The organism is Mesorhizobium sp. HAY1-8B (genome assembly GCF_056868045.1).
The window spans coordinates 4,519,710-4,532,226 of sequence record NZ_CP200321.1 but is presented as its reverse complement, the minus strand read 5'-3'; the positions used below and the strand labels follow the sequence as shown (position 1 = coordinate 4,532,226).

General features: G+C 61.0%; 12 protein-coding genes and 1 tRNA gene. 12 read left to right on the top strand and 1 reads right to left on the bottom strand.

All coding sequences use genetic code 11. From position 1 onward, the window contains the following. Positions 1-5: 5 nt before the first annotated feature. From AC1VON_RS21685 to AC1VON_RS21640, 10 genes are all read left to right on the top strand, one after another. Entirely contained in the window at positions 6-773 is a 768-nt protein-coding gene (locus AC1VON_RS21685; RefSeq protein WP_172350404.1) for a DeoR/GlpR family DNA-binding transcription regulator, read from the top strand. Between the two features lie 126 nt (positions 774-899). Next, positions 900-2,426: a glycerol-3-phosphate dehydrogenase gene (gene glpD, locus AC1VON_RS21680; RefSeq protein WP_483124798.1), complete on the top strand. Its 1,527-nt coding sequence runs from the start codon at positions 900-902 to the stop codon at positions 2,424-2,426. Between the two features lie 41 nt (positions 2,427-2,467). Further along, positions 2,468-3,547, top strand: coding sequence for an ABC transporter ATP-binding protein (locus AC1VON_RS21675; protein WP_483124797.1), 1,080 nt, complete (start codon positions 2,468-2,470; stop codon positions 3,545-3,547). A 10-nt stretch (positions 3,548-3,557) separates the two neighbouring features. Beyond that, on the top strand, positions 3,558-4,640 hold the full coding sequence (locus AC1VON_RS21670) for an ABC transporter ATP-binding protein (protein ID WP_483124796.1): 1,083 nt from the start codon (positions 3,558-3,560) through the stop codon (positions 4,638-4,640). Next, positions 4,641-5,507 (top strand): carbohydrate ABC transporter permease, encoded by an 867-nt coding sequence (locus AC1VON_RS21665; RefSeq protein WP_172350408.1) that lies wholly within the window; start codon positions 4,641-4,643, stop codon positions 5,505-5,507. A 1-nt stretch (position 5,508) separates the two neighbouring features. Beyond that, complete coding sequence (locus AC1VON_RS21660) at positions 5,509-6,429, top strand: carbohydrate ABC transporter permease (protein WP_172350409.1); 921 nt, start codon at positions 5,509-5,511, stop codon at positions 6,427-6,429. A 67-nt stretch (positions 6,430-6,496) separates the two neighbouring features. Continuing rightward, positions 6,497-6,784 (top strand): DUF2160 domain-containing protein, encoded by a 288-nt coding sequence (locus AC1VON_RS21655; protein ID WP_056576880.1) that lies wholly within the window; start codon positions 6,497-6,499, stop codon positions 6,782-6,784. Between the two features lie 79 nt (positions 6,785-6,863). Then, the gene (locus AC1VON_RS21650) at positions 6,864-8,588 is read left to right on the top strand and encodes an ABC transporter substrate-binding protein (RefSeq protein ID WP_483124795.1); all 1,725 of its coding nucleotides are present in this window, start codon (positions 6,864-6,866) and stop codon (positions 8,586-8,588) included. 92 nt (positions 8,589-8,680) lie between these two features. Further along, positions 8,681-10,174: a glycerol kinase GlpK gene (gene glpK, locus AC1VON_RS21645; protein ID WP_483124794.1), complete on the top strand. Its 1,494-nt coding sequence runs from the start codon at positions 8,681-8,683 to the stop codon at positions 10,172-10,174. 33 nt (positions 10,175-10,207) lie between these two features. Beyond that, positions 10,208-10,684: a DUF6882 domain-containing protein gene (locus tag AC1VON_RS21640; protein WP_172350412.1), complete on the top strand. Its 477-nt coding sequence runs from the start codon at positions 10,208-10,210 to the stop codon at positions 10,682-10,684. A 110-nt stretch (positions 10,685-10,794) separates the two neighbouring features. On the opposite strand, the gene AC1VON_RS21635 is transcribed toward AC1VON_RS21640, so the two are convergent. Beyond that, the gene (locus AC1VON_RS21635) at positions 10,795-11,283 is read right to left on the bottom strand and encodes a BA14K family protein (protein ID WP_483124793.1); all 489 of its coding nucleotides are present in this window, start codon (positions 11,281-11,283) and stop codon (positions 10,795-10,797) included. 300 nt (positions 11,284-11,583) lie between these two features. Here AC1VON_RS21635 and AC1VON_RS21630 point away from each other — a divergent pair. After that, positions 11,584-11,659 (top strand) — tRNA-Lys (locus AC1VON_RS21630). Between the two features lie 418 nt (positions 11,660-12,077). Next, a complete protein-coding gene (locus tag AC1VON_RS21625; protein WP_483124792.1) occupies positions 12,078-12,248 on the top strand; it encodes a hypothetical protein in 171 nt (56 codons plus the stop codon). Positions 12,249-12,517: the final 269 nt, after the last annotated feature.

Below are 12,517 nucleotides of genomic sequence, written 5' to 3'. Positions count from 1 at the left end.
TGCCTATGTATCTGTCTCCGCGCCATGCCGAGATCATCCAGATGGCCAAGGACCATGGCCGTGTGCTGGTCGATGACCTGGCCACTCATTTCAATGTGACGCCGCAGACCATTCGCAAGGATCTCAACGATCTCTGCGACCAGCGGCTGCTTTCGCGCATCCATGGCGGCGCCTTGTTCCCTTCCGGGATCGAGAACATGGAGTATGAGGCGAGGCGCAAGATCGCGGCGGACGAGAAGGAAGCGATCGGCCGCGCCGCGGCAAGGCTGATTCCCGACAATGCCTCGCTGTTCATCAACATCGGAACCACGACGGAGGCGGTCAGCAAGGCGTTGCTCGATCACAGCGGCCTCATGGTCATTACCAATAACATCAATGTTGCCAACAGGATGCGCATATATCCTTCGATCGAGGTGGTGATCGCCGGCGGGGTCGTGCGCGGCTCGGACGGCGGCGTCGTCGGCGAAGCCGCGGTCGATTTCATCCGGCAGTTCAAGGTCGACTACGCCGTCATCGGTGCTTCGGCCATCGACCATGACGGCGCCTTGCTCGATTTCGACTTTCGCGAGGTGAAGGTGGCGCAGGCGATCATTGCCAATGCCAGGCACGTCATCCTGGTCTCCGACCAGACCAAGTTCGAGCGCACGGCGCCGGTGCGTATCGGCCACCTGTCGCAGGTCAACACCTTCATCACCGACCGTTGCGACATCGCGTCGGTGCGCAAGATCTGCCAGGAGGCCGAAGTTCAACTGATCGAGACGTCGCTCGGCTGAGACTGGTCACGGCCGTCTCACGGCGTTTTGATATTTCGTTTGACATTCGTTATTAGTTCGAAATAATTCCGCCACGGTTTCGCAAAAGACCAAAAATGGTGCAATGCGAAATCGTGGAGGAATTAAGTGGACACAACTTCAGTCCGGGACATTTTCGTAATCGGCGGCGGCATCAATGGCTGCGGTATTGCCCGGGATGCCGTTGGGCGCGGGTTTTCGGTTTTTCTGGCCGAGATGAACGACCTCGCCTCCGGAACCTCCTCCGGTTCGACCAAGCTGATCCATGGCGGCCTGCGTTACCTCGAATTCTACGAGTTCCGCCTGGTGCGCGAGGCGCTGATGGAGCGTGAGGTTCTGTGGAGGAACGCGCCGCACATCATCTGGCCGATGCGCTTCGTGCTGCCTTATGCCAAGGGCCTGCGTCCCGCCTGGCTGATCCGGCTCGGCCTGTTCCTTTACGACCACATAGGCGGCCGCAAACTGCTGCCGGCGACCAGGACGCTCGACATGGCGAGCGACCCGGCGGGCAAGCCTTTGAAGCCGCTGTTTAAAAAGGCCTTCGAATATTCCGACGGCTGGGTGAATGATGCGCGCCTGGTGGCGCTCAACGCACGCGATGCCGCCGATCGTGGCGCGACGATTCGAACCCGGACGAAGGTTGTCGGTGCGCACCGCGAAGACGGCCTTTGGACGATCAAGATCGAGAATCTACAGAACGGCGAGACCGAGGAGGTCAAGGCCCGGCTGCTGGTCAATGCCGCCGGACCATGGGTCGATCACGTGCTTTCCGGCGTCGTCGGCTTGAACGATGTGCACAATGTCCGTCTCGTGCAGGGCAGCCATATCGTCATCGCCAAGAAATTCGACGATCCGCGCGCCTATTTCTTCCAGAACAAGGATGGCCGCATCATCTTCGCCATTCCCTACGAGGAAGAGTTCACGCTGATCGGCACCACCGACCGGGATTATCCCGGCGATCCGCACGACGTGAAGATCAGCGATACCGAGATCGATTATCTCTGCGCCGCGGCTAGCGAGTATTTCGCGCAACCCGTCAAGCGCTCGGACATCGTCTGGACCTATTCAGCGGTGCGTCCCCTCTATGATGACGGCGCCTCCAAGGCGCAGGAAGCAACGCGCGACTACGTGCTGAGGGCCGATGGCGGCGAGGGCGACGCGCCGATCGTCAATGCCTTTGGCGGCAAGATCACCACCTACCGCCGGCTGTCGGAATCGATGCTGGAGAAGATCGAGGGTTTCCTCGGCAAGCGCGGCAAGCCGTGGACGGCGGACGCGCCGCTGCCGGGCGGCGATTTCCCGGCCACCGGTTTCGATGCGCAGGTGGCCAAGCTGAAGGCTGCCTATCCGTTCCTCGATGCGCGCCTCGCCCGGCGGCTGACGCGGCTCTACGGGACGCGCGCTCAGGTTCTGCTCGGACTTGCCAAGTCAAATGCCGAGCTCGGCCGCAATTTCGGCGGCGAGCTCTACGAGGCCGAGGTTCGCTATCTCGTTGAAAACGAATGGGCCGTCACAGCAGAGGATGTGCTGTGGCGCCGGACCAAGCGCGGCCTGCATCTCGCCCGCGAGCAGGTCGCAGCCCTCGATGAATTCATGCGCGGCATAAGCCGCCGGCATGTCGCGGCCGCCGAATGAGGAGATTTTGAGCTGATGCAGAAAGCCTGGGAGGAGGCGTCATGCTTGAACTGAGGAACGTCACCAAGACAGTCGGTGCGGTGGAGCACATACACGATGTGTCGCTGACCCTTCAGCACGGCTCGCTCAACGTCCTGCTTGGGCCTACGCTTTCCGGAAAGACCAGCCTGATGCGGCTGATGGCCGGCCTCGATGCGCCGACCTCCGGTTCGGTCTGGTTCGATGGCCATGATGTCACCGGCATACCGGTGCAGAAGCGCAAGATCGCCATGGTCTACCAGCAGTTCATCAATTATCCGGCGATGACGGTCTATGAGAACATCGCCTCGCCTCTGAGGGTGGCCGGCGTCGAGCAGGGCAAGATCGATAGCCAGGTGCGCGAGGCCGCCGCACTCCTCAAGCTGACGCCCTATCTCGACCGCACACCACTCAACCTGTCGGGCGGCCAGCAGCAGCGCACAGCGCTGGCGCGCGCCATCGTCAAGAATGCCAGCCTAGTGCTGCTCGACGAACCACTCGCCAATCTCGACTACAAGCTGCGCGAGGAGTTGCGGGCCGAACTGCCGAGAATCTTTGCCGCCGCCGGCACCATCTTCGTTTATGCCACAACGGAGCCGCATGAGGCGCTGCTCCTCGGCGGCAACACGGCAACGCTGTCGGAAGGCCGCATCACCCAGTTCGGGCCGACCATCGACGTCTTCCGCAGGCCGGTCGACCTGGTGACGGCCAGAACCTTCGCCGATCCGCCGCTCAACACCATCGTGCTGGCCAAGAAAGGCGCCGACTTCCTGCTCGAAGGCGGGGTGAAGCTGCCGGTGCCGCCCGAACTCGTCGGCATTGCCGACGGCAACTACACGATCGGCTTCCAGCCCCACCATCTTTCGCTCGAACGGCCCAATGCCTCGGCGGTGCCGGTGCGGGCAAAGGTCACCATCATCGAGATCACCGGGTCCGAGAGTTTCATCCATCTCGATTTCGCCGATGTGCGCTGGGTCATGCTGACCCACGGCATCCGCGATTTCGAGACCGACGCGGTGGTCGAGGTGTTCATCGATCCGCGTCACATCATGGTCTTCGACGAGCACGGCCGTGCCGTGACCGCGCCGAAGCTGGCGGCTTGAGGAGGGCGATATGGCACGCATCGACGTCAACCATGTCAGGCATTCCTACCTGCCGAACCCGCGGAAGGATGCCGATTTCGCGCTGCGGGAAGTGCACCACACTTTCGAGGATGGCGGCGCCTATGCGCTGCTCGGCCCGTCCGGCTGCGGCAAGACCACGCTGCTCAACATCATTTCGGGACTGCTTCATCCCTCGCATGGCCAGTTGCTGTTCAACGGCAGGGACGTGACCAATCTGTCGACGCAGGAGCGCAACATCGCGCAGGTGTTCCAGTTCCCGGTCATCTACGACACCATGACCGTCTATGACAATCTGGCCTTCCCGCTGCGCAATCGAGGCGTGCCGGAGGCCGATGTCGACCGCAAGGTGCGCGAGACGCTGGAGATGATCGACCTGGCGTCGTGGGCGAAGAAGAAGGCGAGGGGCCTGACCGCCGACCAGAAGCAGAAGATCTCGCTCGGCCGCGGGCTGGTGCGCTCCGATGTCAACGCCATCCTGTTCGACGAGCCGCTGACCGTCATCGACCCGCACATGAAGTGGGTGCTGCGCTCGCAATTGAAGCAACTGCATCGCCGCTTTGGCTACACCATGGTCTACGTCACCCATGACCAGACCGAGGCGCTGACCTTCGCCGACCAGGTCGTGGTCATGTATGATGGCGGCATCGTCCAGATCGGCACGCCGGCGGAACTCTTCGAGCGGCCGCGCCACACTTTTGTTGGCTATTTCATCGGCTCGCCCGGCATGAACGTCATGCCGGTGGCGATCGACGGCAAGACGGCGACGCTCGGCTCCCAGCGGATCGAATTGCCGGGCGCACCCAAAGCGGCCGGCGGTGCCGTGGAACTCGGCATCCGTCCCGAATATGTGCGTCTCGGCCGCGAAGGCATGGCTGTTTCAATCAGCAAGGTCGAGGATCTGGGCCGCCACAAGGTGGTGCGCGCCAAACTGGAGGGGCGCGACATCGCCGCTGTCATCGGCGAGGACGAGGCCGTTCCGGCCGAACCGAAGGTGCGGTTCGAGCCTGCGGGCATCAACATCTATGCCGATTCCTGGCTGGTTGAGATGGCGCGTGTCGAGATGGGGGCATAGATGGACAAGACCTGGAACAACAAGGCCTGGTTCCTGGTGCTGCCGGTGCTGGTGCTGGTGGCGTTCTCCGCCGTCATCCCGCTGATGACCGTCGTCAATTATTCGGTGCAGGACACGTTCGGCAACAACGTCTTCTTCTGGGCCGGCACCGAGTGGTTCGAGGAACTGCTCCATTCCAGCCGCTTCTGGGAGGCGATGAGCCGCAACCTCATCTTCTCCTTCATCATCCTCGCCATCCAAGTGCCGCTCGGCATCTTCATCGCGCTCAACATGCCGAAGAAGGGCTGGGGAGTGCCGGTTTGCCTGGTGCTGATGGCGCTGCCGCTGCTGATCCCGTGGAATGTCGTCGGCACCATCTGGCAGGTGTTCGGGCGCAACGACATCGGCCTGCTCGGCTACTACGTCAACGCGCTCGGCATCGACTACAATTACGTGCAGGATCCATTCGATGCCTGGGTGACGATCATCATCATGGATGTCTGGCACTGGACGAGCCTCGTCGTGCTGCTCTGCTATGCCGGTCTGGTCTCGATCCCGGATGCCTTCTACCAGGCAGCCAAGATCGACGGCGCCTCGCGCTGGGCGGTGTTCCGTTACATCCAGTTGCCGAAGATGCAGCGGGTGCTTTTGATCGCCGTGCTGCTGCGCTTCATGGACAGTTTCATGATCTACACCGAGCCTTTCGTCGTCACCGGCGGCGGGCCGGGCAACTCGACGACGTTCCTGTCGATCGACCTCGTCAAGACGGCGCTCGGCCAGTTCGACCTCGGTCCGGCTGCCGCCATGTCGCTGGTCTACTTCCTCATCATCCTGTTGTTGTCATGGGTGTTCTACACCGTGATGACCAACTACGACGCGGAGCGCTGAGATGGCCGGCGCCAATGAACGAACCGAGCGCAACGCGATGAACGGGGCCGCCGCCGCGGAAGGTCTGGCCAGTTCGCTGTCGCAGAGCGAACTCGACAGGCGCATGCGCCGTCGCGGCGAGGAATCGCGCTGGTGGTGGATCGTGCCGACGCTCTACATCTTCGTGCTGCTGATGCCGATCTACTGGCTCATCAACATGAGCTTCAAGACCAATGCGGAGATCGTCAACTCGCTGACGCTCTATCCGCATGCCCCGACCATCGCCAACTACGTCACGATCTTCACGCAGAAGGCCTGGTATTCCGGCTATATCAACTCGATCACCTATGTCGTCATGAACATGGTGATTTCGGTGTCCGTGGCCTTGCCGGCGGCCTACGCCTTCTCGCGCTATCGCTTCCTTGGCGACAAGCATCTGTTCTTCTGGCTTCTGACCAACCGCATGGCGCCGCCGGCGGTGTTCGCGCTGCCGTTCTTCCAGCTCTATTCCGCCTTCGGTCTGATCGACACGCATATCGCGGTGGCGCTCGCGCACTGCCTGTTCAACGTGCCGCTGGCGGTGTGGATCCTTGAAGGCTTCATGTCCGGGGTGCCGAAGGAAATCGACGAGACCGCCTATATTGACGGCTATTCCTTCCCGCGCTTCTTCATCAAGATCTTCATGCCGCTGATCGCCAGCGGCATCGGTGTCGCCTGCTTCTTCTGCTTCATGTTCTCGTGGGTCGAACTGCTGATCGCCCGCACGCTGACCACGACCGACGCCAAGCCGATCGCGGCGACCATGACCCGCACAGTGTCGGCATCGGGCATGGACTGGGGGCTGCTGGCCGCCGCCGGCGTGCTGACGCTGATCCCTGGCGCGCTCGTGATCTGGTTTGTGCGCAACTACATCGCCAAGGGCTTCGCCCTGGGGAGGGTGTGATGAAACGAACGCAAGAGTCCGTTCGCAACACCATCGCCAAGGGCTTAGCCCTGGGGAGGGGCCGTCCATGAATCTCGACTTCTCCTGGATGGCTTGGACCTGGCCGACGGCCGCCTTCTTCATCGTCATCGCGCTGCTGCTGGTCGGCATGGGGGTCTGGGAATATGCGTCGCCCGGCGGCAATCCGCGTGTCGGCGTGCTGCGCTTCGAGACGACGCGCGGCGATCGCCTCTTCGTTTCGCTGCTTGGCAGCGCCTTTATCCATCTCGCTTGGCTGGGTCTGATTGGGCCCAGCCTGTGGTGGGCTCTCGCTCTCTCCGTGGTCTACGCCATCGGCGTGTTCCGCTACGTATAGAGGGGGAAACTGTTGGAGCGGCCGCGTGCTGGCGACCGCCCCAGATCGCACTTGAACCTTGAAAAGTGGAGGAAACACAATGCGACGGCAATTCCTAACATCAACGACTGCCCTTGTGCTATTGCTCGGCGTGGGCAACGCCTATGCGGGCATGGATGAGGCAAAAGCCTTTCTGGACAAGGAGATAGGCGACCTTTCATCTCTATCACGCGCCGATCAAGAAAAAGAGATGCAGTGGTTTGTCGACGCCGCCAAGCCGTTTGCCGGCATGGAAATCAAGGTCGTGTCGGAAACGCTGACGACGCATCAGTACGAGTTGCAGGTGCTGGCTCCAGCCTTTGCTGCCATCACCGGCATCAAGGTCACGCATGACGTCATTCAGGAGGGCGACGTCGTCGAGAAGATCCAGACCCAGATGCAGACCGGCCAGAACCTCTATGACGGCTGGGTCAACGACTCCGACCTGATCGGCACCCATTGGCGCTATCAGCAGGTGCGCAACCTGACCGACTGGATGGCCAATGAAGGCAAGGATGTCACCAATCCGGGCCTCGACCTGAAGGATTTCATCGGCTCCTCCTTCACCACCGCGCCGGACAAGAAGCTCTACCAGCTTCCCGACCAGCAGTTCGCCAACCTCTACTGGTTCCGTTACGACTGGTTCAACGACGAGAAGAACAAGGCCGATTTCAAGGCCAAGTACGGCTATGACCTCGGCGTGCCGGTCAACTGGTCGGCCTATGAGGACATCGCCGAATTCTTCACCGGCCGCGATGTCGGCGGCAAGAAGGTCTATGGTCACATGGACTACGGCAAGAAGGATCCCTCGCTCGGCTGGCGCTTCACCGACGCCTGGCTGTCGATGGCCGGTAACGGCGACAAGGGCATCCCGAACGGCCTGCCGGTCGACGAATGGGGCATCAAGGTCAACGAGAAATCGCAGCCGGTCGGCTCCTGCACGGCGCGCGGCGGCGACACCAATGGCCCGGCGGCGGTCTATTCGATCCAGAAATACCTCGACTGGCTGAAGGCCTACGCGCCGCAGGAAGCGCAAGGCATGACTTTCTCCGAATCGGGTCCGGTGCCGGCGCAGGGCAACATCGCCCAGCAGATCTTCTGGTACACCGCCTTCACCGCCGACATGGTCAAGCCCGGCCTGCCGGTCATGAACGACGACGGTACGCCGAAGTGGCGCATGGCGCCGTCGCCGCATGGCGTCTACTGGAAGGACGGTATGAAGCTTGGCTACCAGGACGTCGGTTCGTGGACGCTGATGAAGTCGACGCCTGAGGATCGGGCGAAGGCGGCCTGGCTCTACGCCCAGTTTGTGACCTCGAAGACCGTGGACGTGAAGAAGAGCCATGTCGGCCTCACCTTCATCCGCGACTCCACCATCCATGACAAGAGCTTCACCGAACGTGCGCCGAAGCTCGGCGGCTTGATCGAGTTCTACCGCTCGCCGGCCCGCGTACAGTGGTCGCCGACCGGCACCAACGTGCCGGACTATCCGAAGCTGGCACAGCTGTGGTGGCAGGCGATCGGTGACGCTTCTTCTGGTGCCAAGTCGGCCCAGGAGGCGATGGACTCGCTCTGCGCCGAGCAGGAAAAGGTCATGGGCCGCATCGAGAAGTCCGGCGTCCAGGGTGACATCGGGCCGAAGCTCGCCGAGGAACATGATCTCGCCTACTGGAACGCCGACGCGGTCAAGGCCGGCAATCTCGCTCCTCAGCTCAAGATCGAGAACGAGAAGGAAAAGCCGCAGACCATCAACTATGACGAACTGGTCAAGAGCTGGCAGAAGTAGGACTGTCTATGCGGGCGTTCGCGCCCGTGTGAAATTGGGGGAGGCGGCGCGTTGCCGTCTCCCTTCTTTGTGTCAAGGCGGAGGACGCGGGAATGAACGGTTTTGTGCTGGCAATCGACCAGGGAACGACGTCGACCCGTGCGATCCTGTTCGATGGCCAGATGAAAGTCGTAGGCAGCGGACAGAAGGAATTCACCCAGCACTATCCTGCCTCCGGCTGGGTCGAGCATGACCCGGAGGAGATCTGGGCGAGTGTCGTGACGACCGTGAAGGCCGCGCTGAAGGCCGCCGGCCGTGAGGCATCCGACGTTGCCGCTATCGGTATCACCAACCAGCGCGAGACCGTCGTCATCTGGGACAAGGCGACGGGCAAGCCGATCCACAATGCCATCGTCTGGCAGGACCGCCGCACTGCGCCGCTGTGCCAGAAGCTGAAAAAGCAAGGATTGGAAAAGAAATTCACGCGCAAGACCGGGCTGCTGCTGGATCCCTATTTCTCGGGCACCAAGATCGCCTGGATGCTCGACAAGGTGAAGGGCGCCAGGAAACGCGCCGAGAAGGGCGAATTGCTGGCCGGCACCATCGACAGTTTTCTGATCTGGCGGCTGACCGGCGGTAAGATCCACGCCACAGACGCCACCAACGCCTCGCGCACGCTAGTCTACAACATCGCGGAAAACGCCTGGGACGATGAGTTGCTGGCCATTCTCAACATCCCGGCAAAAATGCTGCCGGAGGTCAAGGATTGCGCCGATGATTATGGAGCGACCGAGAAAAATCTGTTTGGCGCCGAGATAAAAATCCTCGGTGTTGCCGGCGACCAGCATGCCGCGACCATCGGCCAGGCTTGCTTCGAGCCCGGCATGATGAAATCCACCTATGGCACCGGCTGTTTTGCGCTGCTCAACACCGGCAGCGATCTGGTGCGTTCGAAGAACCGGCTTTTGACCACCATTGCATATCGGTTGAACGGCAAGACTACATACGCGCTGGAGGGTTCGATCTTCATTGCCGGGGCGGCCGTGCAATGGCTGCGCGACGGCATCAAGGTGATCGGCAAGGCCGAGCATAGCGGGCAACTGGCTGCCGAGGCCGACCCGACGCAGAATGTATACCTGGTGCCGGCCTTTGTCGGACTGGGCGCGCCGCACTGGGACGCCGACGCGCGCGGCGCCATTTTCGGACTGACCCGCAATTCCGGCCCGGCGGAATTTGCGCGGGCCGCACTCGAATCCGTCGCCTACCAGACCCGCGACCTGCTCGACGCCATGCGCAAGGACTGGAAGGGGACTTCCGCCAAAACGGTTCTCAGGGTCGACGGCGGCATGGTTGCATCCGACTGGACCATGCAGCGCCTGGCCGACATACTCGACGCGCCGGTCGACCGCCCGACCATCCTCGAGACGACCGCGCTGGGTGCGGCCTGGCTCGCCGGCTCGAAAGCAGGGGTTTGGCCGAAGGCGAAGGAGTTTGCCAAGAGCTGGGCGCTCGAGCGGCGATTCAAGCCAGATATGGAGGCTTCGACACGATCCGCCAAGCTGGCAGGCTGGCGCGATGCTGTTCGCCGGACGCTGAGCATGCCATAACGCTCACCACGGAACGAGCTGAAGGTGGGGGGCATGCAGCCAGACTGGTATCCTGCTTGGCGGGACGAGGCTTTTGAACAGCTACGCGACAAGAATGCCCGTTTGGAGAAGGAGTTCCGCCTCGGTCACTGGCCGCGCTATGACTACGACCTGACGACCGGCAGGCTTCTGTTCTCGGACCAGGGTGTCGTAAAAGTCGTCACCGAGATTCAGATTGCAGGCTCGACAAGCGCCAAAGCTGGTAACTGGCTTTGGGCCTGGTCGAATTCGAACCTGCCCGACGACCTTCTCGGCGATGCCAAGCGGGTTCGTTCCTTCGGTGAGAAGAACGATATCGCCGAACTTGAGCAGGCCTATGTGACCGACACGAAAGATGATCTGGAAGCGCTCGGCTGGGAACTGACAGCAGCGATGGTGCGTGTCTGCGAAGCACTCGGTGCTTACCGCTCTCCGCGCGGGGAAGGGGGCGGTCTTTATCTGATCCTCAAAAGCGCAGGCTGGGCCAGCTGACAGGAACTTCATTCCGCCGATCGGGATGGTGTAATTCCAACGGAAAGGCCCGCGCCATTTCCGACGCGGGCCTTCCATTCAGAGTTTCCAGCTACTGATATTCGCTTGGATCAGTAAGGCGAACGGCATTCCCTCCGCGGGCCGTAATTTGGCTGGAAGGTGTTGTCCGAGGAACGGTAGCTCCGGTAGTGGTCGTAACACCACTGCACATGGGAATTGCCTTCGTAGACGCGGTGGTTCTCGCTGTTGACGATCGCACCCGTGATCAGCGCACCAGTCGCGAAAGCCGCGAGCGGGAACCAATAGTCGCCGTGGCGGCGATAGCCGCGATGGTATTCGCGATAACCGCGATGGCCATTCCAATAGCCGCCGCCATCGTTGTTTCGAGCAAAGTTACGATTGCCGTTGAAATGACGATTGCCGGAATTGCGGTTAAAGTGACGGTTGTTCATCCACGGCTTGTAATCGACCGTCTGCACATCGCTCGAAGCCGATGCTGCCTGCGGCACAAACATCTGCGCTGCATTGGCAGGCACAGCAGCCGCGGCAAACGAAGCCGAAAGTGTGGTCGCCAGTATACCCGTTACGATCTTATTCATGGTCTTCTCCTTCGAAAGGGTGATTGACGTCCCTTGTGGCGAGACAACGGGTGATGTAGGCGAAGGTTCCTCGTCAAATCCCAAGTTGCTGATTTGTAATGTTTCTCCGGGCTGTACCCGGTGACGACGGGAGGTTGCGCCTCTGCTTCGCCAGGAGCGTGCCACTCGTAACCGAAGCGGGCAGGGAGGCACGGCGGCGATGCTTGAGAAGTCTGGCCCGTGGACCTTTTTTCCGGTTGACCGGTCGAGGCACTCTCCCTATGTTCCGCGCAATTTCGAGGGCGGCCTTCAAGCCCGCGGGAGCGCGTAGCTCAGCCGGTAGAGCAACTGACTTTTAATCAGTAGGTCATGGGTTCGAATCCCATCGCGCTCACCAAAAATAGCCAAGAATATCAAATGATTTAGCGGAAAGCCGGCCGGCGGCGGGCGGATCATTTGGCCTTGGGGGAAAGCGTGGGGGAAAGCCGGCCCCTTTTCCCCAATTCCTTCTCCCCGGCTTTTTCCCCAAGCCTTTCCCCCGTCGCCGGATCGTGAGAGTTTCTCCTATGCCCGATCCATTCGCCGCCCTCATTGCCGGCCTCGAACGCGCCGGCCTGAGTCGCCCGAGATCGCCCGGCAGGCGAATGTTTCCCCGACGACGATCTGGAGAATGGCGAACGGCGTGAACAACGATCATATGGCCGGGCCGGCTTCGCGCATCGCGCGGCTGCATGAGCGAGTCGTCGGTTGCGATGCAACGAAGAAGGGCGTGGAGAGTTGAATACTACCGCATGCCTCTTGAGAGGAGCGCGATTATGGCCGGTAGATACGACCACTACATTCAACTTGAAAACATCAAAAATTTCTCATCAAAACTGCAAACAGAAGCCGATCCGGCAAAGCGGAATATGCTTGTAAAGCTTTTAGCCGAGGAAACCGCTAAATTGCAGGGCAGGCGAAAAATCCGCGACAACAAGCCTGCATGAGCACATTGTGCCGAGGGAGACAGTGCCCGGAAGGCTCCACGGGAAAAGGGCGATAGAGCAGATGGTACGGATTCGTACGGACTGACCCTCACACAATTTTTTGTTGCGGGATTTTCTGGGTCATTTTATTTTATCAGACGTCATCCCGTCTTGAGGGCACAGGGATGATGAAAGAGGACAGCGCTTTCGCCTGAGTGGAGGTGTCAAATGCCGTTCCAAAACACAGCCGACCCCGACCAGCTATCCATCCTAACCAGAGCGCTTGACGA